Source organism: Pseudomonas sp. FR229a, from assembly GCF_030209115.1.
GTDB lineage: Bacteria > Pseudomonadota > Gammaproteobacteria > Pseudomonadales > Pseudomonadaceae > Aquipseudomonas > Aquipseudomonas moraviensis_A.
The window spans coordinates 79087-101369 of sequence record NZ_JARVSP010000007.1 but is presented as its reverse complement, the minus strand read 5'-3'; the positions used below and the strand labels follow the sequence as shown (position 1 = coordinate 101369).

The window sequence follows — 22283 nt, the reverse complement described above, 5'->3', positions numbered from 1 at the left end:
AGTTGAATTTCCTGACCTCCTGGTTACAACAATCGGCCCGAGCGCCGAACATTTCAACCCCTGAAAAAAGAAAAATATTCATTCGCAAAAAAAGCCGGACAACCGAGCAAAGCGCTGCTAAGGTCGGGAGTTGGGTCGACCCGCTCCGCTGAAAAATCTACTCACATCTGCTGCTCATTCAGCGGGTGCAGACTGCGAAAAATCCCCGCCTCCTCCACCAGCCAATCGTGCACGGCACGTACGCCCGGATGGCTCAACGCCCCCGGCGCATACAGCAGCACGTAGCGTTTATGGTTGGGCACCGACAAGCCGAACGGCACGATCAGAGTGCCGCGTTCCAGCTCGTCGTTGAGCAGTGTGCGCCGGGCAATTGCCACGCCCATGCCGGCAATCGCCGCTTCGATGGTCAGGTGATTGCGATTGAACGTATGCCCGCGGCGCACATCGGCGCCTTCGAAGCCGATCGCATTCAAATAGAACTCCCATTCCGCGTATTCGTAACTGCCACGCCAGGCGGTGATGTCGTGCAGCAGCGGGAAATGCCCCAGATCCGCCGGCCCGTGCAACGGCGGTCGCCCACGCAGCAGGCTCGGCGCGCATACCGGAAATATCTGCTCGTCGAGCAAGGCTGTGGATAACAATCCGGGGTAACTGCCATCGTTGAGATCGATGGCCAGATCGAAATCGCCTTGGTGCAACGGCACGCTGCTGTCCTCCGCCACCAGGCGCAACTGGATGTCCGGAAAGCGTTGCTGCAAACGCGGCAGACGCGGCGTCAGCCACTTGCCGAGAAACGACGGAATCGAACGCAGCCGTAACGTCCCGCTGATCATCCCGGCATCCAGTCGGCGCAACTCCGCATCGATGCTGCCATAGGCTTCGTTGACAGTAATCGCCAGCCGCTGCCCCTGCGCGCTCAACTCAACGCCGCGCGCTCGCCGATGAAACAGGCGAAAGCCCAGGCGCTCTTCCAATTGGCGAATCTGCTGGCTGACCGCCCCCGGGGTGATGTGCAGCTCTTCGGCGCAGCGGGTGAACGACAGGTGCCGGGCCGCACAGGCAAATACCTGCAGCCAGACATAGGTCTGGGCATGCAATTGACGACTCATTGTTTAGTCCTGCTAAAGGCTGTCTTAGGAGGTTTCGTTGGTCACCTCGAACCGAGGCAGGCAGTATCGCCGACATTGCGCTTGTCCGACAAAAAATGGCAGCGATTCCTACTCCATTGCTTGTGAGGGTTTAGCATGGCTATCAGTGTTTTCGATCTATTCAAAGTCGGCATCGGTCCGTCCAGTTCCCATACCGTCGGTCCGATGCGCGCGGCGGCGACGTTTGCCCAGGCCCTGATCGACCAGCATCTGCTCAATGACGTGCGACGGGTGGAAATCCGTTTATATGGCTCGCTGTCGGCCACCGGCGTTGGCCATGCCACCGACCGCGCGACCGTCATGGGCCTGATGGGCGAGTGGCCGGACAGCATCGATCCCTCGACCATCGATCCACGCATCCAGCAACTGCGCGAAACCGGGCAACTGTCCCTCGCGGGTCAGCGTTCGATTGCTTTCGATTGGCAGAGTGATCTGCTGCTGCTCGACGAGAGCCTGCCCTACCACCCCAACGCCATGTCGCTGACCGCCTTTGGCGAAAGCGCCGAGTTGTTCACGCAAACCTATTACTCGGTGGGCGGCGGTTTCATCGTCGAAGCCGCTGAAGCCGAGTCAGGCGTGGCGCCGACCAGTGACGTGGTGTTGCCGTACGACTTTTCCAGCGCCGCCGAATTGCTCGCCCTGTGCAAGCAACACAATCTGCGCGTGTCGGAATTGATGATGGCCAACGAACGCGCCTGGCGCAGCGATGCCGAGATCCGCCAGGGCCTGCTGCACATCTGGTCGGTGATGCGCGAATGCGTCGAACAAGGCCTGCGCCACGAAGGCATCCTGCCCGGCGGTCTGAAAGTACCGCGCCGCGCAGCGAAACTGCACCGCAGCCTTTTGGAAATCGGCAAACCGAATGTGATCAGTTCGACTTTGTCGGCAATGGAATGGGTCAACCTGTTCGCCCTCGCCGTCAACGAAGAAAACGCCGCGGGCGGGCGCATGGTCACCGCGCCGACCAACGGCGCCGCCGGGATCATTCCGGCCGTTCTGCACTACTACATGAAATTCAATCCGGATGCGTCTGACGATGACGTCGTCGCGTTCTTTCTCGGCGCAGCCGCCGTCGGCATTTTGTGCAAGAAAAATGCGTCGATCTCTGGCGCCGAGGTCGGGTGTCAGGGCGAAGTCGGCTCGGCTTGTGCGATGGCCGCCGCCGGCCTGGCCGACGTACTCGGGGCAACGCCAGAGCAATTGGAAAACGCTGCCGAAATCGGCCTCGAACATAACCTGGGTCTGACCTGCGATCCGGTCGGCGGCCTGGTGCAAGTGCCGTGCATCGAGCGCAATGCCATCGCGGCGGTGAAGGCGATCAATGCCACGCAAATGGCCCTGCGCGGCGATGGCAATCACTTCATCTCGCTCGACAGGGTGATCCGCACCATGCGCGACACCGGCGCCGACATGCACGACAAGTACAAGGAAACCTCGCGGGGCGGCCTGGCCGTGAACTGGGTGGAGTGCTGATTGACCTGACTGCACCGTCAGCGGTCGTTGACTCATTCCTGCCCTGAAAACGCGCCCCAAAAAAACGGCGAGCCCCGAGGCTCGCCGTTTTTTTCACCGGGTTTATTGTTCGACAATTTTTCCGGCATGCGCCTTGCTACATCACTCTTGAGGCAAACGGACATTGCGAACCTCAGCGAACGAGATGCCAGTGGTCTGGTGTTGCGAACCAAATCGGATCATGGCCGGTCAACAACTGCACGTTCAATCAGGCGGTGACGCATCATGGACAACCCATTTCAAATCATTACCGATGCTTTTGCGTCGGACTATCAGATCAATCTGAGCATTCAGGGCCTGGACGGCAGCATCATGCTGACCCTGTCCAACGCCGGCCGCATCGTGGCCAAACGCATGATCAGCGCCGAACAGCGCAACGATCCGGAGCGGCTGAAGCGGCTGGTGCAAAGCATTCAATTCGGCATCGCCATCGAACAAGGCCACAGCGCCATGTCGATTCTCGAGGCCATGACCAACGGCGCCGGGCTGACCCCGCCACCGCCACGGGTCAAAGGCCAGCCCGGCCAGGCGGCGGGCCTTTAAAGCTCGCCCTTCTCCACTTCAGGATGTTCACTGGAGCCCGTGCCGATCTTGCGCTGCGGGTTCTCGATCTTCACGGAGGGGAACTGCGACGAGGCGTAACGCACCACCAGGATCGCGAACGCCAGCAGCAGAATGCCGCCGCACAGGTAGATGATGCCCATGTCCGGCGGGTTGTGGTGCGAGACGTTGGAGATCAGCAGGCGCGTCAGCGCGGTGATCGCCACGTAGATCAGAAAGCGCACCGGCATGTGGTTGGTCTTGAAATAAATCCCGACCATCGCGCCCAATTCCAGATAGATGAACAGCAACAGAATGTCATCAATCTTGATATGCCCGACTTCGAGCATGCCGAGAAACTCCATCACCGCCGCCCACGCCGTCACCGCACCGATGGCGAACAACGCCAGGTAGTGAAAGGTTTCGACGAACAGGTTGCCCAGGGACTCGGCCAGTTGATGCACGTTACGCCGCAGTTTCTCGGCCCAGTTGATTTTCACGATGAGTTTCCTTAGCCCGTATCGGGCGGATGATGCGTATCGCACGTGACGGTTTTGCGCGTGCGCCTTGTAGCCACGGTTTTCATGCAGGTTCAGGGCCATGCATCATGGCGATCCGCCGCAAATCCCGCGCCGTGGCGTTTGGTCGCACCGCTGGGGTTCTGTGGGAGCAAACCTGCTCGCGATAGCAGCGACACCGTCCCCCTGACAAACGCCAAATCCGGTCTACATTGAAAAGCCACTACCCAAGGCGCAGGGATTCGCTTATCCTTTTCGCTGTATATGGATACAGTAGTCGTCAAGACAACTTAACGTGAAGGCATGTGAGGTGGTGAATGGCCGTCGAAGTGGTATACCGCAGCAGCCGAGATCTGGAGCGCTTGTTCATGGATAAAGCCGAAGCTGATCGTCATGACAAAATGCTCGAACTGGCCGAATATCTGGCCGATGTGCTGCAACAAGCCGTTCCGTCCCTGACCGAACAGCAAGTGGAAGAAGCCGGGATCTACATGGCGAAGAACCGCGATGTGTTCGCCCGGGCGTTCAAGAGCCAGCCCGATGCGCTGTCGGAGCTGATCAATGCGCCGGCCGAGCCTGTGGAAAAGACCGAAGTTGCAGAACCTGACGAGGCACCGGCAAAGCCCGCCAAAGCAGCGAAAGCGCCGAAGTAATTCGCGCCCAATAAAAAGATCGCAGCCTTCGGCAGCTCCTACACTCGGAATGTAGGAGCTGCCGAAGGCTGCGATCTTTTGCTTTTCAGCGATACAAAACCTTTTCGGCCAACTCATCTGCCACCCGTGCCGGCGAACGTTTTTCCGCCTGGGCGTGAGCGAACACTTCAGTCAGCCGCGAACTGATCTTCGACAGATGCGCCGTGATGGTCGGCAACTCCTCGCCACGATGTTTCAGCGAAACATAGATAAGCCCGCCGGCATTGATCACATAGTCCGGCGCATAAAGAATCCCGCGTCGTTCCAGTTGATCCGCCACGTCCAGATGGGAAAGTTGATTGTTCGCTGAACCCGCCACAGCGGAGCAGCGCAATTGCGAGACTGAATGACTGTTGAGCACACCGCCCAATCCGCACGGCGCCAGAATGTCGCAGGGCGTGCTGAGCAGCGCATCGTTGGCGATCGGGTGGGCATTGAGCTGTTCCATCGCCAGTTGCACCTTGCCGTGATCGATGTCACTGACCAGCAACTCGGCGCCTGCCGCGTGCAGTTGCTCGGCCAGCGCATAACCGACATTGCCAAGGCCCTGAATGGCGATGCGCAAACCTTCCAGGTTGTCGCTGCCCAGGCGCGCCATCGCCGTGGCGCGGATGCCGGTGAACACGCCCATGGCTGCGTGCGGCGCCGGGTCGCCTGCCGAAGTGGTGCTGGTGACATGCCGGGTCTGCTGGGCAATGCAGTCCATGTCCGCCACCGAGGTGCCGCTGTCGATGGCGGTGATGTAGCGGCCGTCGAGCTGCTCGATGCAACGACCGAAAGCTTCGAACAACGCGCCACGATTCTCGACATGGATCGGCCGCACGATTACCGCCACCCCACCACCCTGCGCAAGGCCGGCCAGCGCCGCTTTGTAGCTCATGTTTTGCGCCAGGCGAATGGCGTCCTCGACCGCAGATTCGTCGTTGGGATAGGCAAGGTAACGGCACCCGCCCAAGGCTGGCCCCAGACGGCTGTTATGAATGGCAATGACCGCCTTCAACCCGGTGACCGGGTCAACGCTCAGGTGCAGCGATTCCAGGCGAGTGCTTTGCATGAGAGCGAACATCGACAGGCTCCCGAATCACTTCTTGTAGAACGCCAGTATAGGCTCGCCCCTGAAAATTGCTGGCGCGCGCCGGCATAAGCCGCCGAGCGGGCAATGTCGTGCCGCGATAACTTGCGCTCAATGAGCCAGACACTGGACGAAGCACCCGGACGGGGCTAAAACGAGGCATTGGAGGGAGATTCAGATGAGTCCGCGCCAACGCTTTTTCGACTGCCTGCACCGTTCGCCGCCAGCCCTGCTGGAAGCTGCGCTGTGGATAAGTGCCGAGCACGACAAAACCCTTGAACCCGAAGCTTGGTTGCGCACGTTCAAGGATCTGCAATTACGGGTCAGCTACGGCCTGCCGATGCTGCCGGTCAGCGAAATGGCGCAACCGCTGTTGCGGCGCATGGTCGATCTCGGTTTCGCCCAGGATGATTTCCTGCCGCTGCGTCCACAGGCGGCGCTGCTGCATCGCGTCTTGCACACTCAACGTGGTCAACCGCTGGCGTTGGCGTTGATTGCGCTGGAATTGGCCCACGGCCTGGAAATTCCTCTGGTCGGGGTGAATTTCCCCGGGCATTTTCTGCTGCGGGTTCCCGGCGCCGATCATTTGCTCGACCCTTGCGGCGGGCGGCGGTTGTATCCCAATGACTGTCGCGAATTGTTGCAGCGCCAGTACGGGCCGAACATGCAGCTCAGCGCCGAGCATCTGCTGACGGCAACGCCGGCGCAGATGCTGCAGCGCCTGTCACGCAACCTGCGGCAATTGCACCTGACCCACGACGATTACATCGCCGCGCTCATTGACGCAGAACGAGTGCTCGAACTGGGCGGCGCCAAGGCGGCTGATTACATGGCCCGGGCCAGTCTGTACCAGCGGCTCGACTGCCCCAACGCTGAGCGCTTCGATCTGGAGCACGCGCTGTTGCTCAGCGAAGACCCGATCCAGCGCCTGCGCCTGACCGAACGCCTCGGCCATCTGCCACCCAACTCCGTCGTCCATTAACCACCTTCTGCAGGCTTGCCCCCATCCTTGAGGCCCGTACAAACCTGTGTGGGAGCGAGCCTGCTCGCGAAGCAGGCACCTCGGTCTCCCGGTCAAACCGCGTTATCGTTCTTCGCGAGCAGGCTCGCTCCCACACTGGATCGGCGGATCTCAGTCGGCGAGCGCACCTGAATGATCAGCAGCGCAGCTATCACCGCCGGGATCGCGCAGAAGAAGAAAATCTGCTCCACCGGTATGTGCATTGCCAAGAGCAGACTGCCAAACAGCGGCCCGAGGATCGAACCGAAACGCCCCACGCCCAGTGCCCATCCGGTACCGGTGGCACGCACATGAGCCGGGTAAAAATTGCTGGCAAAGGCATTCAGCGTCAATTGCCCGCCGATGATGCAGAACCCGGCGGCAAACACACAGGCCACCAGAAAACGCGGATCATCGTGGTTGAGCCCGAGCAGAATCGTGCACAGCGCCGCACCTGCCAATACCCCGGACAGCAGGCGCACCTTGCGGTGCAAACGGTCGGCGAACCAGGCCATGCAAATCGCGCCAAGGGTCCCGGCGAACAGGAACATCGAGGTAACAAGGTTGGCCTCGTTAAGTTTCAAACCGCTTTCCAGCAGCAGCGTTGGCAGCCAACTGATCATGAAATACAACAGAATCAGGCTGACAAAAAATGTCGCCCAGATCAGCAGGGTCGGCCGCCCATAGCCGTTGCGAAACAACTCGACCACGGTCAGTTTGCTGCCCAGCTCGCGCTCGTTCTGCTCGACGCTGGCCACCGGTGGCTGCCAGTCCGGCAACATCCGCGTGGTGACCTTGCGCAGCCGTGCATACGGCGGTGCATCACGCAGCAAGCGCGGAAGCGACTCCGGCAGCATCCACCACAGGAAAGGAAACAGCAGCAATGGCGTCACGCCGCCGGCGAGGAACACTGCCTGCCAACCGAACTGGTCGATAAAACCGGCCGCGACAAAACCGCCCGCGGCGCCACCGAACGAGAAGCCACAGGCTGCCAGGGTCACCATCAAGGTGCGCAGACGCGGCGGCGAATATTCCGACATCAAGGCCATGGCGCTGGGCATCGCGCCGCCCATGCCGATGCCGCAGATGAACCGCGCAATCATCAACGTGTTCAGCGAATCGGCGAAAACCATCAGCATCGTAAGCGTGGCGTAGATCAATACGCAGGCAAGCAGAATTCGCCGCACACCAGAGCGATCAGCCAGCGGCGTAACCGCCAGAGACCCGAGAGTGAGACCGAGCAGGTTGGCGCTGAAAACCGGCCCGAACGCGGATTTTTCCAGCCCCCAATCCTGGGCCAGCGCGGGCACTACATAACCGAGCACCTGGGCATCGTAACCGTCGGTGACCAGCAGCAAGGCGAGCAGAATCAGCAGCAACCACTGATAACGAGACACAGGCCGGGCGTCGAGCGCCGCGCGGAAGCTGGCAATCTGGTTATGCATCGCAAGGTACCTGTTTTTGTTTTTATGGTTTTTATGTCGCAACCCAGCCCTTGTCGGAGCGAGCCTGCTCGCGAAAGCGGTGGGTCAGCTGAATGAAAGGCCACTGACACCACGTCTTCGCGAGCAGGCTCGCTCCCACAGGGACTACGGGGTGTCCGGTTGATTGGCAGGATGCGCCTTGATAAACGCCGGATGTTCAGCCGCCAACGCGGCCACGCGGCGGATTTTCGGATACGCCTCAAGGCTGACGTTGAACCGTTCTGCCGCGTACAACTGCGGCATCAGATACACATCCGCCACGCACGGCCATTCGCCAAAACAAAAGCCACTGTCACCGATCAACTGCTCCACCGTCGCCAGTCCTTGGCTGATCCAGTGACTGATCCACTCCACTACCTGCGCCTCATCCTGCCCCGACTGGCGCAGGCGATTGAGTACGCTGACGTTGTGCAGCGGATGCACATCGCAGCCGATCACCGCCGCGACACCGCGCACCTGCGCGCGCGCCACCAGATCATCCGGCAGCAACGGCACCTGTGGATAACGTTCCTCCAGATACTCGATGATCGCTGGCGACTGAATCAGCACCGCGCCGTCATCGGTACGCAGCGCCGGCACTCGACCCTGCGGATTGATCGCCAGATACGCCGCTTGCCGATGTTCGCCACCCGACGGTGCGATCAGGTTGACCGGCAGCGCCTGGTAATCGAGCCCCTTCAACGCCAGCGCAATCCGCACCCGATAAGAGGAAGTGGAGCGGTAATAGGAATAGAGATCCATAAGCCGCTCCTGTCAGCGCGCCGCAATCACGGTGCCGCGGCATTCGCCGAAGCCGATCGACGCAAAACCGTCGCGGGCGCAGCGGGCGCGCAAGATGATTTCGTCACCGTCCTCAAGGAATTTGCGCACTTCGCCGGACGCCAGTTCGATCGGTTTCTTACCGCCCTCAGTGATTTCCAGCAAGCTGCCGAACTGACCGTTTTCCGGGCCGGACAAGGTGCCCGAACCGAACAGGTCACCGGCCTGCAACTGGCAGCCGTTGACGCTGTGATGCGCGACCATTTGCGCGACGGTCCAGTACATGTACCGGGTGTTGCTCAGAGTCAGGCGATGGGCTGGCAGGTTCTGCTCGCGCATGGCTTCGGTGCGCAGCAGCACCTCCAGTTCGATGTCGAAGGCACCGCCGTCCTGATCGCGCTTGTCGAGCAGATACGGCAGCGGCTGTGGATCGCCTTCAGGACGCGCCGGCTGTGCCGTGCGGAACGGTTCCAGCGCTTCGGCCGTTACTACCCAGGGCGAGACGCTGGTGATGAAACTCTTCGACAGAAATGGCCCCAGCGGCTGGTATTCCCAAGCCTGGATATCCCGCGCCGACCAGTCATTGAGCAGACAGAAACCGGCGATGTGCTCGGCGGCGTCCCCGATGGCAATCGGCTCACCCATCTCGTTGCCCGGGCCGATCCAGATGCCCAGTTCCAGTTCGTAATCCAGACGTGCGCAGGGTCCGAATACCGGTTCGGTCTGCCCGGCCGGCAACGTCTGGCCTTTCGGCCGGCGCACGTCGGTGCCGGATGCACGCACGGTGGACGCGCGACCGTGATAGCCAATCGGCACGTGCTTGTAGTTCGGCAGCAGCGGGTTATCCGGGCGGAACAGTTTGCCGACGTTCTGCGCGTGCTCGATGCCGACGTAGAAATCGGTGTAATCGCTGATTCGCGCCGGCAGGTGCATCTGGCAATCGGCAGCCAACGGCAGCACTGTCGCACCTTGCGCTTCGATGTTGCCGCGCAGGGTGCTGCCTTCACTGAACAGTTCGATCAGGCGCTCGCGCAAGGCAACCCGTGCCTCCCGGCCGAGTTCGAAGAACGCGTTCAAGTGTCCGCCGTGCATGGCTTCCACGGCACTGCGGGCGACACCGTCGAAGAGACCGGCCTCAAGCGCCACCTGCAAATCGAAGATGTGCTCGCCAATCGCCACGCCCGCGCGCGGCGTCGAACCGTTCAGGCTGAACACGCCCAGCGGCAGGTTCTGCAAGGGGAAATCACTGTGACCATTGGCCGAAGCGACCCAACTGCGGGGGATGGAATTGTGTGTCATGGGTTATCTCCGGGTCGGGTCGAACGTGGCGGGCAGGGTCGCCCAGCAGGCGTCGTAACTGGATTGCAATTGTGGGCAGTCGAGGGCGAAACGGCTTGGGCGCAGCACCTGGCTGGTCTCGAACATGAAGGCCATGGTGTTGTCGATTTTCGCCGGCGCAAGCTCGGCATTGATGGCTTTGGTGCAGGTCTCGCCGTCCGGACCATGGGCGCTCATGCAGCTGTGCAGCGAAGCGCCGCCGGGCACGAAGCCTTCGGCCTTGGCGTCGTACTCGCCCTGGATCAGGCCCATGAATTCATTCATCAGGTTGCGGTGGAACCACGGTGGCCGGAAGGTTTTTTCGGCGACCATCCAGCGCGGCGGGAAGATCACGAAATCGAGGTTGGCCAGACCGTGCACACTGGTCGGTGACGTCAATACCGTGAAGATCGATGGATCCGGGTGATCAAAACTCACCGTGCCGATCGTGTTGAAGCGGCGCAGGTCATATTTGTACGGCACGTTGTTGCCGTGCCAGGCGACCACATTGAGCGGTGAGTGATTGAGTTCAGTGGCCCATAACTGGCCAAGGAATTTCTGCACGAGGGTGGTGGGTTGTTGCAGGTTTTCGTAGGCGGCGACCGGGGTGAGGAAATCCCGTGGATTGGCCAGGCCGTTGCTGCCGATCGGCCCCAGGTCCGGCAAGCGCAGCGGCGCGCCGTGGTTCTCGGCAAGGTAACCGCGCGCCTGCGGATCGAGCAGTTCGACGCGGAACTTCAGGCCCCGCGGCAGCACCACGATCTCCAGCGGCGCGACTTCCAGCACGCCCAGTTCGGTGGCGATGCGCAGGCGGCCCAGTTGCGGCACCAGCAGCATTTCTCCGTCGGCGTTGAAGAACACGCGCTCCATCGAACGGTTGGCGGTGTAGTTGTAGATGCTGATGCCGGACGGTTTTTCGGCGCCAGCGTTGGCCGCCATGCTCACTAGGCCATCGATGAAGTCCGTCGGCTCGGTCGGCAGATCCAGTGGATTCCAGCGCAGACGATTGGGGGTCACTTCACCCAACGGTCCGCCCGCCAGTTGCCGCTCCAGTCTGACGAACGCCGGATGATTGGCCGACGGCTGAATCCGGTACATCCAGGTCCGCCGCGCTTCGCTGCGCGGCATGGTGAACGCGGTGCCGGAAAACAATTCGGTATACAGGCCGTACGGGGCTTTCTGCGGGGAATTCTGGCCAACGGGCAGCGCGCCGGGCAACGCTTCAGTGCTGAATTCGTTGCCGAAGCCTGACTGATAAGCCAAGGCCTGCGCGGTTGAATCGAGGTTCATGGAGCCTCCTGAACAGGGAGTCGGCAGTGGCCCATCGCTCTGGCTCAGAGGTCTCGGCACGCCGGGGTTGTTATTATCGTAATCTGATTACGCATAACGTAATTTGCTCGCTATCCAGCGTCAAGCTATAAAGACGCCCATTCGAACCGGAACCGCCAGCCCCATGGAAAAAACCAGCGACAGCAACGGCAAACAGAAAGTCCGCTCCGCCGAAGTCGGCACCGACATCCTCAAGGCCCTGGCCGAGTTGTCACCGTCGACTTCGCTGTCGCGTCTGGCCGAACACGTGCAGATGCCGGCGAGCAAGGTGCATCGCTATTTGCAGGCGTTGATTGCCTCGGGATTTGCCGAACAGAACACCGCTACCAACCATTACGGCCTCGGCCGTGAAGCGCTGCGCGTAGGGCTGGCGGCACTCAACAGCATGGACGTGCTGAAAGTCGCCGCCCTGCCGCTGTCCGATTTGCGTGATGAACTCAATGAAACCTGCTTCCTCGCGGTATGGGGCAATCAGGGCGCAACCGTGGTGCACATCGAACCGGCGGTGCGCGCGGTGACGGTGGTGACGCAACTGGGTTCGGTGCTGCCGCTACTCAGTTCGTCCACTGGACTGGTGTTCAGCGCCTACCTGCCGCACCGGGAAACCGATGAATTGCGCGCGCAGGAAATCGCTGTCGCGGAGCATCCGCTCAAGGACGAAAAAGCCTTTGCAGCGCTCTGTGAACAGATCCGCGAACGTGGCCTGCATCACGTGCATGGTTTGTTGATGCCGGGGGTGGATGCGCTCTCTGCCCCGGTGTTCAACGCGGTCGGGCAGATCGCCGCCGTGCTGACCATCGTCGGTCCGACCTCGCTGTTCCACGCCGACGAAAACGGCCCGGCGGCGCAGCGGTTGTTGGCTGCGACGCGGGCCGTAAGTTGGCGAATGGGCTATGAACGATAAGCCTGGCCTATCAACGAACCGTGGTCTTGCTCAATGCGGCGTCAGCATCTTGCATCAGTGATTTGAAGAAGCCGATCAGCTCATCCTGGGGGTCTTCATGGCCGGTGTAATACGTAACGAGTTCGGCGACCGTCCGCGCGTCTTCGAACATATCGAGAAACGAGCGCTGCACACGGGTAAGTTGTTTCACGGTTGCGCCCGCCGCCGCAGCCTGCCCCAACGTCAGCAGTCCGCTCATTACGTCCCGTACATGCCCGAGCGCAGCGGAATAATCACCACGTCGGTCCGATTGCGAGGCGTCGTAGATGCTTTTCATCACCTGCACAGCTACCACGACGGTGCCCACGGGAGGCACCAGCAGGCTGACGATATTCGCGACTTTCAACAGGTTGTTGTAGACAATGCCGGCGATTATTTCATTGAGACTGATAGTGCGTTCATCGATATCCTTCAATACACGGCGCACTCGTTCGTCGTGGAAAGTGAACAGATCAGGCAATAACGAGCGCTCCGCCGTGCGAATAACCGGTTTGGTGTCGACCGTTGCGACCAGATTATCGAAGTAGTCACTGATCACTTTCTGATCAACCAGCAATATCCGCTCGCTGTAGTAATGACGGAACGGGCCGTTCCGAAAACGAATCGAAGGGATGAACTCAGCGATTGGCCGGAAGCTGACGAGATCCGGCGCGTCAGGCGTATAGAGCAAATCGAAGAACCCTGACGACAACTTCAGCCGGAAAATATAAACGCCGCCCACTGCGCGATCCCCGGCAGCCGTCAGCCCCAGCCGGCCAATGTTGAACTTGTACAGCCCGATGCCACCTTCAGAGCTGCTGTCTCGAATTGAATGATAGCCGCCGCTCTCTTTCAGATTATCGATAATCCCCTGGACAGCAGAGAACAACTCTGTCGATAACCTGCCATTGGTAAAGTCCGCATAAGCGTTGCGGTACATCTCACAGCGGATTTTCCGTGCGTGTACAGCGCGTTTGAACGCGTAATCAGGATGAGCCTTGTTCTGAAATTGCTCCTTAAGCATCGCGGTATATCTGTCACCGGGACGGAAGGTCTTCGACAGCGAAGAAAGGTCACGGATATCAAGTTTTTCGACAACAGGATGCCCATTCACCAAATAATATTTCGGGCTGAACTTCGTTTGATAGGCCGGATGCACCGCTTCAAAGGCGAGTCCCTCGAGCAGAACGTCGGTCACGCTCTTACGAAACTCTTCGGTCTGAACCATGATGTGGTCGGGGTTGACCGAAACGCTGCTGCCACGCTGGCGCAAAATGTCTTCGATCTGAGCTTTCACCGCGTCATAGGTGAACTGTTCGAATGTCGGGAAACCATTGTCTCGTGCATCAACGGTGGACAGCGCCTTGAGTTCGGTTGTCAGACGCGAGTAGCGCTTGCGGCCCTCGACGCCAAGTGACCGATAACCTGCAGGGGCAATGGCCTTGTGCAGGGCAACTTCGGCTCGGTAAGCGACATTTACGTAGTCCGCCAGCGGTGTTTTGGCATTCAGGCCAAGATCGACCGGTCGGCTATCGAGCTTATAGCGGTAGTGCAACTGTGTTGGATCGCTGCCGAGCAACTCACCCGCGTCGTGCAGGTAGTCTGGATGGATCAGCAAAGCAGCATATTCACGATTTGCGGACAATGCCGACTCCAGCCAGCGATTAGCTGCGTAAATATCCGAGAATTTTTGCAGTTCGAATTCACCGTCAGGTGTTTTTACCAGCATCAGCGACGGTACATATTCTCTGGCCGAAATCATCAGGACGTCTTTCAACGCTGGTACCTGTAAATTGATTCGCACGCCCTGAATAGTCACCGCGGGGTCATTTGCCATGGCGCGAGCGATGATGTTCGCATCGGTGGAATCCAGCTTCCCGGAGTAGCGAGCGACAAAAACTGCAAACTCCATCTGGCTGAAGAGATAGTTGCGATAAGCCTCCTGGTAATCAACCGACGGCGAGAACGCCAGGCTGCCGCTATATTCCAGCCGCAGGTTGCGATTTGCCAGCCACTGCTCAAGCGCTGCGGCCGTCAGCCGACTTCCGTCGGGCGCGCCGGTGATAGTCAGGGTCGCTTGATAACCCGTGTCATGCAGCCCGAAAACGATAAATTCGGTCAACGTCCGGGTGTCTTCCTGCTCGATGGTACGCCCGGCAATTTGCAGCCTGTACGAGCTATGGACACTTATCGTCTCCGGGTCCAGGTGTTCCCCGAGCACTCTGTCTGCCCATTCAGCGAACGTTCGCGCCACATAATCCTTGAACGAAAAGCACGCATCGAACGCGCTCGAATAGGCTGCCTGGTATTCATCCCTGGATTCTTCAAGTTCAGTGTAGCGCTGTTGCACATCGCTACCTGCGGCATGAAGCCAAAGCGGCCAATCGGTACGTTTCAATGCTGCCCAAAGCAGATAGAAGCGGGTGTCCATACCGTAGCGCAGCACATGCAGGCCCTGGTTTTCCTGCAGCACGGAGGTAAGTGGACTCTCCAGTTGTTCCCGGCCGCTGATCAACGAAGACACGCTTTCCAGCTGACCCTTCAGGTGAGTCTCTGCGCAGAAGGTGTGAGGACTCTGTGTCGCTTTCAGGTATCGGATCTGCTCGCTGCGCAAAGACAGCCGCTGCTGGAGTTTGCTGTGCAGCTCGGTATTCTTGTCAAAGAACTCAAAGCCATTTTCCGGCGTGTGCATAAGGTAGGAAGTTGACTCATTGCCCAGCGGCATTTCAGCGTCCGCACGCTCGGCATTGTCCAGAACGAAACACGGCTGGAGCGAAAGCAGGTAATCCTGCGCCGGTTGCAACTTGACTTCAAACGCTGCGCGACCGGCGTCTGCGTCGAGCAGATGGGCGAACCGCTCACCCAACCGGGCATCGAAATTGTTGGCCATGACCGACAGCGACAGCTCCGCGCTCGTGACCACGGCGTACGCTTCGATGAAAGCCTGCTTATTGGACAACGGTGCAGAGTCCGGGCGCATGGATCTGGCTGGCGCCGCCCAGAACTTTGCGATCTCGGCTCGCAACGTTTTTTCAAATCCGCCTGCTACGGCAGCGATCAGATCTTCGACAATAAGAGTATTGAGAACATTGACTTTGAATTGTTCACTGAATGTGTTTGGCAGAAAGAAAACACCATCACCGCCGAGTATGTAGGCGGGACTGACATCATTATTCAGACAATGAACAGTAACATCCCAAAGAGTCCCCGAAGGGCGCTTTTGATCAGCGGGGAAAGCAGGGTCGGTGTTGATGTAGACCTTGTCGATATCAACCGTTTTGCCCAAACGCTTCAATTCATTTTCAAGCATGTTGCGAAGAATACCCAGCACGCTCGGCATGGCGTCGATAATCTTGAACAGGTCTGCTTTTGCCCGGCTGGCCTTCTCCCATTCCTCAGCCCAGGAAACTTGCTCCCCCAAAGAACCACGCATCAGACTTTTGAACAACTTAACCATAACTTTCCCTTACTTATACTATCCAGAACTGCGAATGCAGCCGCTGTAGATAGTTGCAAGGTAGTTTCTTTTCCAACCGACATGAAGGGCGAACAATTTACAAAACATGCCAACAAACAGACAGAACCTTTTTGCACTACAAAACTTCACTGATCAGACCAGTATCCCCATCAACTTCGCTTTCGCCACCGCCTGAGTCCGGCGTTCCACACCCAACTTTCCGTTTATTCGCCGCGCATGGGTCTTTACTGTATGCAACGAAATAAAAAGTTGTTCGGCAACTTGCTGATTCGATGCACCTTGAGCAATCAACATCAGCACTTCGCGCTCGCGTCGGCTGAGGCCCGGGGCAAGGTCACCGTTATCGCCCGGCCAGACAGGAACCTGTTTGCCAGACACCGTGCCAACGCCGCCTCGGCGTAATTCCCACTCCCGCATGGCTTGCTGCAACCGGCAACGTTCCACCAGCGTTGCGGCTCGCTGCAAAGCCTGCTGCGCCGCCAGCGTGTCACCGTTGGATTCCGCCAACTGGGCGAAGGCCAGCAGCAACTCGGTTTGTGCCGTCAACATGCCTCTGGCCTGGGCGTGATCCAACCATCGCTCAATGGTTGGCAGACGGTTTTCGCCCGGATTCAACTGCGCCTGAGCGCAGGCCAGCAGATATTCAATACGGATGATCAGCTCGAATGTCGCGGGCGGCGCCTGTAGCCCGGAGGGTCCACGGTAATGCCGTAACAGCCGGCTCAACGCCTCCTGCACCCGTTGCGGCCGGCCCTGCTGTAACCAGAACTGACTGCTGACCTGCAGCACGACACCGCGATAGACGGTATCGGGAATCTGTCGCTGCTGCATCACCCTTTCGGCCTCGCGCAGACGCTCGAACGCGCAGGCATAATCACCGCGATTGCCGGCCAGTTGCGCCTGCCCCACGTAGCCATACAAGACCCGCTTGTCCTGGCTGCGCAAGCAATCCTCAAGACCCCGGCTGAACAGATCCGCAGCCTGCGCTTCAAGTCCCATGCACAGCGCCAGCCGGCCGCGTCGCAGCGCAATCCGGCCCAGCAGCGGCGTGGGTGCCATGGCGCGCTGGCGCAGCAAGTGCTCGATGTCCACCAGCAGACTTTCGGCGCGCACAGGCGCTCCTCGCTGCTCGAGCCATTGCGCATGGTCAAGCTCGAGCAACCCTTCGAACAGCAGGGAACCGTGCGCACGCGCCAGGCACAGCGCTTCGCGGTTGAGGGCATGGGCCTGATCGAGCTCACCGCACAGTAACGCCTGCTGGGTCAGCCCCGACAGGCACAGCAAGCGCGCCTGCCAGGCGTCGTCAGCCAGCGCTGACAACGCCTCCTGAAAGCACGCGCGCGCAGGCTCCATCTGCCCTTGCAGGTGGCACAGCCAGCCGTGTTGCGCCAGCCAACGGGCCAGCAATTGCTGCTCAAGGTGTGCGGTCGGCTGCGGCATGAAGCGGGCGAGATTGCCGAGGCATTGCCCGGCCTGTTCGAAGCGGCCGGCGAACAGCAAAGCCCCGGTGACCAGCCCGATCAACTGCGGTGTCATCAGGGTCAGCTCCTGGCTTTGACGCTCATGCAGGCGCAACAGCAGGACCACGATCTGGTCTTCGAACAAATCCTCGAAACTCAAATGCTGCAGCAGACTTATGGCGGTTTCGTATTCCTCGGCCAGCAACGCTTGCTCGAAAGCAGCTCGCCAATCCAGCGTCGCGGTGAACCACTGACAGGCGCGCCGGTGCCAGGAACGCGCACACGGCCAATGCGATTCCTGCATGATGCGCGACAGCGGGCGGAAGACCTGAAGCCAGTCAGCGGATTGCTGCCATGGTTCGATAAAGCAGCCCAGCACTTGCAGATCATGCAGCAGCTGCGCGCCTTCGCCGGGGCCGAACAAATGCTCGCATAACGGCGCGTTGAACCGTGGCAGATGAGCCAGAACACGCCACGCCTCGTCCTGTTCCGGGGTCAGGTGGCTGAAGAGTTCGTGCTGCAGGTAATCGAGCAGCGTGTCGACACGCTGCTGCGGCTGCAGGTTTTGCGACCAGTCGCATTTTTGCAGGATCGCCATGCGCGCCCCCGCGCACCAACCGCCGGTACGCTGGATGATATGGGCAGCGACACGGCTCGCCTGATCTGGCGGCAAATGGCCCAACACCGCTACGATCTCATCATGAGTCAGCGCCAGACTGGCGCCCTCGGACTCGTAGAGTTCGTCATCGAGCAACAGACGCGGCCAGTTGCACTGTGGCCGGCGGCGAGTGCTGATCCACCAGGTCAGCGCCGGGCTGCTGACCGTCAGCAATCGATCCAGTAAAGCATCCAGCGCCGGATCCGGCAGACGGCTGTAGTCGTCGATAAACAGCGAGGTCGGCCTGGACCAATGTGCCAGCTCCGCCATCAGTTGTGTAACGTCCAGGCCTTCGGCCAGCCCGAGCGCCCGAGTCAGTCGCAGGCAGAATGCCTCGGGGCTGAGCGCAACTCCCGCCAGCGGCAGCCAAATCGCCTCGCACTCCCCACGCACTTGCAGCAGACATTCAGTGAGCAGTGCGGTTTTGCCACTGCCCGCAGGCGCACACAACAGCCTGACCCGCGCGTTCGCGGCCAGCAATGGTTCGCTCAAGCGAGTGCGAGGCTGATGATGTGAAGAAAGCCTGGGCTGAAATCCGGGTCGATCCAGGCATGCTGTCATGGCGGTCATCGGCTGAGCCTTCTTATCGTTATGCGCTCACCCTAGCCCTCTCCCGCGAGCTTGTTGACGAGTATTCAGCACGCTGATTGACGACCATAAAAAAGGCGACCGTGCGGTCGCCTTCTGTCCAGCGGTGTGGCAGAACCGTCAGCGCACGCCCTCGGCGCGCAGGGCCGATGGGGTGTAGTCGGCGGCCTTGGCTTCGAAGCCGAATTCGAAGCTGTGTTTCTCTTCGTTCTTCATGCCCAAGGCAATGTAGCGGCCGGCGATGATGTCGTAGAGCGCTTCGAGTGTGTAGGCCTGGGCCTGGTGATCGTAGTAGTACTGCGCGTGACCTTCGGCAACGCGCCACAGTTGCCCGCGACCGTCGTAGTGATCGGCCAGTGCCACTTGCCAGCTGTCCTCGTCGATGTACATGTGGCGCTTGGCATAGATGTGTCGCTCGTTCGGCTTCACCGTGCCGATCACCTCCCAGACGCGGTGCAGTTCATAGCGGGTCAGGTCCTGATTGATGTGCCCGGCCTTGACGATGTCGTCGTACTTGAGCTTCGGCGAGTCGAGCTTGTAGCTGTTGTAGGGAATGTACATTTCCTTCTTGCCGACCAGTTTCCAGTCGTAGCGATCCGGCGCGCCGGAAAACATGTCGAAGTTGTCGGAAGTGCGCAGACCATCTGCCGCTGTGCCCGGGCCGTCATACGCCACTTGCGGCGCGCGCCGGACGCGGCGCTGACCGGCGTTATAGATCCACGCCAGACGCGGTTCCTTCACCTGATCGAGGGTTTCGTGGACCAGCAGCACGTTGCCGGCCAGCCGTGCCGGGGCGGTCACCGATTGCTTGAAGAAGGTCAGCACGTTGGCGGCTTTATCCGGGTCGATGTCCTTCATCAGTTGCGGCACGGCGATCTCTTCTTCGAAACGGATCGGCGTGTAGCTGCCATTGGTCTGCGGCGTGACCTGGGTGATGATCCGCCGCAAATTGCCGCCGTGATAACGGGTGATGTGGTTCCACAGCACCTCGACGCCGTTCTTCGGAATCGGGAAGGCGTAATAGCGATTGCCGGTGAAATTGGCCAGGCCGTTACCGTCGTTGATCGCATTCACATTCAGGGCGCTGCGCTTGGCCGACTCGTAGATTTCCGCCGGTGCGCCCACGGTGCGGTGGGTCGGATAAACCGGGATCTTGTAGGTTTCCGGGTAGCGTTTGAACATCGCTATCTGGCCATCGGAGAGCTTGCTCTTGTACTGCTCGACGTTCGCCGCAGTGATGGTGAACAGCGGTTTTTCGTTGGCGAAGGGGTCGGCAAGGAAACCCTTGCTGTCCACCGCGCCGGCGTTTTTCGCGATGCCGCCGGTCCACGCCGGAATCGAACCGTCGGCATTGCCGGCCTTCTCGGCACCAAGCGGGGTCAGGCTGGTGCCGAGTTTGTTCGCTTCATCCGGCGACACCGCCGCCATCACATTGGCCGCCAGCAGACTCAAGGCCAGCACGCCACATTGCAGAATCGTTTTGCGCATTGCAGTCATCCTTCTCGGGCAGATCAGAAGTTCACGCCGAAGCTCAGGGCCACGAAGTCACGGTCTTCGAGGACGTTGTAATCGCCACCGAAAAAGTCGGTGTAACTGAGGCTCGCGGTGTAGGTGTTGCGGTAGTCGGCATCGACGCCGAAGCTCACGGCTTTCGCACCTTCGTTGAACAGACCGTTGGGGCCGTAACCGGCGACGTCGTGCGACCACGACAGGTTGGGCTTGAGGTTGATCCCACCGATGACGTTGGCGTAATCGAGAATCGCCCGGGCGCGATAGCCCCACGAGGTCGAGGTGACGAAACCGTCGGTGTCGCCGCCGAAACCGTACTGGCCGTAGACCGAATCACGGCCATAACGGAGCTCACTGCGCGACTCCAGGCCACCGACATGCACCACGGCCGCTTCGCCGACCACGGTCAGGCGTTCAGCGCCCAGCACCTGATCGAAGAAGTGTGTGAGGGTGCTCTGGATCTGCGTGACTTCCTTGCGCCGGTAGCCTTTGTTGTCCGCGCCCGGCGAAGTGGCGACTGGCGATGCGGTGCCGCCGGCAATCGGGTTGACCAGCGCCAGGGTCAGGTCGTTGGTGTTGACCTGCACCGGCGCGTTCGGCCGGTAGCTGATCTCGCCGGTCCACGCGGTACCGGTCGGCAGAGTGGTCGAGAAGCTCGCGCCGTACAGGCGAATGTCTTCCGGGTATTCGAGGTAGTACTGACCGCGCCCGAGCATCACGCTTTGCGCCAGCCCCGCGCCGCTGCCAGGCGCCAGGCCGTTGGCAATGCCGACCAGGCCAGGCAGTGCCGCCAGTGTCGACAGCCCCGCCGTGGTGGTGCCGACCGTCGGCGTACGGCTGTGGTAGTTCATGAAGTAGAGGCCGTATTCGGTGTCTTCGCCGAGCCAGCGCAGCGCCGTGCCCCACTGCCCCGAATCGCGCGCATCGCGGTCGCCGCCACGGGGGATCACCACGCCTTCGCGGGTGACCTGAATGCCTTGGCCGAACGCGGTGGTCAGCGGCACCAGTGGCGCCACCGCCGGACTGCCGACGGTGTAGCCGTTGTTGCAACCGTCCGCGGCTACGTCGACACCGAAGAACGTGCCGCAGTTGTCGAGAACGGTCTGGTCCCATTCCAGTTGATAGAAACCTTCGACCGAAAGTTTGTCGGTCAGGCTTTGCGAGCCGAACAGCATGTTCACCGGGATCAGGCCTTCCTTGATCTCGGCACCGGGCCGCCGGAATGCCGAGACGTCGATCGGGTTGATGCTGTTGATCGAGTTGCCAATGAACGTGCTTTCGCCCCAGCTCACCACCTGCTTGCCGGCGCGCACGGTGCCCGGCAGATCGGCGATGGCGTAGTTGTGATAGACGAAGGCATCGAGAATCTGCGCGCCGGAAGACTTGGCGCCTTCCTTGCGGCCGCTGTCGCTGATCTGCTTGAACTCGCGGTCTTCGTCCTTGAGTTCGAAGTCGTACCAGTATTTGCCACGAACGAACACGCCAGTGTCGCCGTACTTCAGTTCGAGGTCGTGGATGCCCTTGAAGATTTTCGAGAAGGTTTCGCCCTTCTTGAAATTCAGACGCCCGTCATCACCGGTGGAGGATTGTCCGCTGCCGCCATTGACCGTGCTGACCAGCGAGCTGTCGGCATCGCGCAGGCCCCAGCTCGCGCCGATCGAGAGTGACGAGTCGAAGGTGCCTTCGATTTCGCCGATGTTGAAGGCAACCGCTTGCGCCTGGGCACAGCAACCCAAAGCCACCGCAGCGGCCAGCGCCTGCGGTGTGAAGATGGCGCGCATTGTTGTTTTTGTCATGCGTCTTCCCCGGTGAGTGACAGAAGGCCCCACCCTACTGCCGGCGGAAGCGGTCGATAAGCGCACCAAGGAGGTATTTGCGTTGTCGCTCGAAAGGATGAATGTCCTTGCAGGGCGGGGCCTGGAACGGTTCATGGACTGGCTGGATGGCCCATCATCAGCGCCATGCATGGGCACGCAACTGTTGCGCGCCCCGTAACAGTGCATGTCTGGAATTGGTATTTTTCCTACAGACTCAAGCCCTTATCCTGAGCGCGCTTACCCGGAACACGCCGGAAAGCGCGAAGCCCGCTGCGCAGATAGCGCAAGCGATTGGCTACCGATTTCGGATAAATCGATTTTTCGGTCTATCGCCCCGCTGTTCACTGACGTTGATTTGTAGCTCCTTGATCCAACGTCTTACCTTGGCCGCTGCGTTTGCAGCGGCCTTTTTTATGGGCGATTTCTTGTGCGATGCGCATGGGAGCGGGAATCAGGGCTCGCTGGAGCCCTGTCGATCGA

15 protein-coding genes and 1 pseudogene are annotated in these 22283 nt (G+C 60.1%); 5 read left to right on the top strand and 11 right to left on the bottom strand.

Annotation, left to right across the window (positions count from 1 at the left end; translation table 11 throughout):
- Positions 1-161: 161 nt before the first annotated feature.
- Positions 162-1109: a LysR substrate-binding domain-containing protein gene (locus tag QRN33_RS06495; protein WP_285407617.1), complete on the bottom strand. Its 948-nt coding sequence runs from the start codon at positions 1107-1109 to the stop codon at positions 162-164.
- A gap of 135 nt (positions 1110-1244) precedes the next feature.
- Between QRN33_RS06495 and QRN33_RS06490 the strand changes: the two genes are divergently transcribed.
- On the top strand, positions 1245-2621 hold the full coding sequence (locus tag QRN33_RS06490; RefSeq protein ID WP_285407616.1) for an L-serine ammonia-lyase: 1377 nt from the start codon (positions 1245-1247) through the stop codon (positions 2619-2621).
- A 264-nt stretch (positions 2622-2885) separates the two neighbouring features.
- Entirely contained in the window at positions 2886-3203 is a 318-nt protein-coding gene (locus QRN33_RS06485; protein WP_285407615.1) for a DUF3509 domain-containing protein, read from the top strand.
- On the opposite strand, the gene QRN33_RS06480 is transcribed toward QRN33_RS06485, so the two are convergent.
- Entirely contained in the window at positions 3200-3700 is a 501-nt protein-coding gene (locus tag QRN33_RS06480) for a phosphate-starvation-inducible protein PsiE (RefSeq protein WP_016771633.1), read from the bottom strand. The genes QRN33_RS06485 and QRN33_RS06480 overlap by 4 nt on opposite strands.
- A 335-nt stretch (positions 3701-4035) precedes the next feature.
- On the opposite strand from QRN33_RS06480, the pseudogene QRN33_RS06475 reads away from it, so the two are divergent.
- Positions 4036-4290, top strand: a pseudogene (locus QRN33_RS06475) (YebG family protein); the annotation flags it as partial.
- Positions 4291-4456: 166 nt separating this feature from the next.
- Here the strand turns inward: QRN33_RS06475 and QRN33_RS06470 are convergent.
- A complete protein-coding gene (locus QRN33_RS06470) occupies positions 4457-5476 on the bottom strand; it encodes a Glu/Leu/Phe/Val dehydrogenase family protein (protein WP_042607669.1) in 1020 nt (339 codons plus the stop codon).
- Positions 5477-5660: 184 nt separating this feature from the next.
- On the opposite strand from QRN33_RS06470, the gene QRN33_RS06465 reads away from it, so the two are divergent.
- On the top strand, positions 5661-6464 hold the full coding sequence (locus tag QRN33_RS06465) for a SirB1 family protein (RefSeq protein WP_285407613.1): 804 nt from the start codon (positions 5661-5663) through the stop codon (positions 6462-6464).
- A gap of 92 nt (positions 6465-6556) precedes the next feature.
- Here the strand turns inward: QRN33_RS06465 and QRN33_RS06460 are convergent, their stop codons facing one another.
- The 4 genes from QRN33_RS06460 to hmgA form a co-directional block, all read right to left on the bottom strand.
- A complete protein-coding gene (locus QRN33_RS06460; protein ID WP_285407612.1) occupies positions 6557-7927 on the bottom strand; it encodes an MFS transporter in 1371 nt (456 codons plus the stop codon).
- Between the two features lie 144 nt (positions 7928-8071).
- A complete protein-coding gene (gene maiA / locus QRN33_RS06455; protein ID WP_083354242.1) occupies positions 8072-8707 on the bottom strand; it encodes a maleylacetoacetate isomerase in 636 nt (211 codons plus the stop codon).
- 12 nt (positions 8708-8719) lie between these two features.
- Positions 8720-10024 carry a fumarylacetoacetase gene (gene fahA / locus QRN33_RS06450; protein WP_285407609.1) on the bottom strand — a complete coding sequence of 435 codons (1305 nt, stop codon included), beginning with the start codon at positions 10022-10024 and terminating at the stop codon, positions 8720-8722.
- Between the two features lie 3 nt (positions 10025-10027).
- On the bottom strand, positions 10028-11332 hold the full coding sequence (gene hmgA / locus QRN33_RS06445; RefSeq protein ID WP_042607664.1) for a homogentisate 1,2-dioxygenase: 1305 nt from the start codon (positions 11330-11332) through the stop codon (positions 10028-10030).
- 163 nt (positions 11333-11495) lie between these two features.
- Between hmgA and QRN33_RS06440 the strand changes: the two genes are divergently transcribed.
- On the top strand, positions 11496-12275 hold the full coding sequence (locus QRN33_RS06440) for an IclR family transcriptional regulator (protein WP_042607663.1): 780 nt from the start codon (positions 11496-11498) through the stop codon (positions 12273-12275).
- A 10-nt stretch (positions 12276-12285) separates the two neighbouring features.
- Here the strand turns inward: QRN33_RS06440 and QRN33_RS06435 are convergent, their stop codons facing one another.
- From QRN33_RS06435 to QRN33_RS06420, 4 genes are all read right to left on the bottom strand, one after another.
- On the bottom strand, positions 12286-15750 hold the full coding sequence (locus QRN33_RS06435; RefSeq protein ID WP_285407608.1) for a dermonecrotic toxin domain-containing protein: 3465 nt from the start codon (positions 15748-15750) through the stop codon (positions 12286-12288).
- Between the two features lie 153 nt (positions 15751-15903).
- On the bottom strand, positions 15904-18459 hold the full coding sequence (locus tag QRN33_RS06430; RefSeq protein ID WP_285407606.1) for a helix-turn-helix transcriptional regulator: 2556 nt from the start codon (positions 18457-18459) through the stop codon (positions 15904-15906).
- A 138-nt stretch (positions 18460-18597) separates the two neighbouring features.
- A complete protein-coding gene (locus QRN33_RS06425) occupies positions 18598-19965 on the bottom strand; it encodes a DUF1329 domain-containing protein (protein WP_042607660.1) in 1368 nt (455 codons plus the stop codon).
- 23 nt (positions 19966-19988) lie between these two features.
- Entirely contained in the window at positions 19989-21782 is a 1794-nt protein-coding gene (locus QRN33_RS06420; RefSeq protein WP_042607659.1) for a DUF1302 domain-containing protein, read from the bottom strand.
- Positions 21783-22283 lie beyond the last annotated feature (501 nt).

What these genes read in the sequence shown, in the direction of transcription:
- QRN33_RS06495 (WP_285407617.1), bottom strand. Translation starts at nt 1,109, where the DNA reads ATGAGTCGTCAATTGCATGCCCAGACCTATGTCTGGCTGCAGGTATTT.
- QRN33_RS06490 (WP_285407616.1), top strand. Translation starts at nt 1,245, where the DNA reads ATGGCTATCAGTGTTTTCGATCTATTCAAAGTCGGCATCGGTCCGTCC.
- QRN33_RS06485 (WP_285407615.1), top strand. Translation starts at nt 2,886, where the DNA reads ATGGACAACCCATTTCAAATCATTACCGATGCTTTTGCGTCGGACTAT.
- QRN33_RS06470 (WP_042607669.1), bottom strand. Translation starts at nt 5,476, where the DNA reads ATGTTCGCTCTCATGCAAAGCACTCGCCTGGAATCGCTGCACCTGAGC.
- QRN33_RS06465 (WP_285407613.1), top strand. Translation starts at nt 5,661, where the DNA reads ATGAGTCCGCGCCAACGCTTTTTCGACTGCCTGCACCGTTCGCCGCCA.
- QRN33_RS06460 (WP_285407612.1), bottom strand. Translation starts at nt 7,927, where the DNA reads ATGCATAACCAGATTGCCAGCTTCCGCGCGGCGCTCGACGCCCGGCCT.
- maiA (WP_083354242.1), bottom strand. Translation starts at nt 8,707, where the DNA reads ATGGATCTCTATTCCTATTACCGCTCCACTTCCTCTTATCGGGTGCGG.
- fahA (WP_285407609.1), bottom strand. Translation starts at nt 10,024, where the DNA reads ATGACACACAATTCCATCCCCCGCAGTTGGGTCGCTTCGGCCAATGGT.
- hmgA (WP_042607664.1), bottom strand. Translation starts at nt 11,332, where the DNA reads ATGAACCTCGATTCAACCGCGCAGGCCTTGGCTTATCAGTCAGGCTTC.
- QRN33_RS06440 (WP_042607663.1), top strand. Translation starts at nt 11,496, where the DNA reads ATGGAAAAAACCAGCGACAGCAACGGCAAACAGAAAGTCCGCTCCGCC.
- QRN33_RS06435 (WP_285407608.1), bottom strand. Translation starts at nt 15,750, where the DNA reads ATGGTTAAGTTGTTCAAAAGTCTGATGCGTGGTTCTTTGGGGGAGCAA.
- QRN33_RS06430 (WP_285407606.1), bottom strand. Translation starts at nt 18,459, where the DNA reads ATGACCGCCATGACAGCATGCCTGGATCGACCCGGATTTCAGCCCAGG.
- QRN33_RS06425 (WP_042607660.1), bottom strand. Translation starts at nt 19,965, where the DNA reads ATGCGCAAAACGATTCTGCAATGTGGCGTGCTGGCCTTGAGTCTGCTG.
- QRN33_RS06420 (WP_042607659.1), bottom strand. Translation starts at nt 21,782, where the DNA reads ATGACAAAAACAACAATGCGCGCCATCTTCACACCGCAGGCGCTGGCC.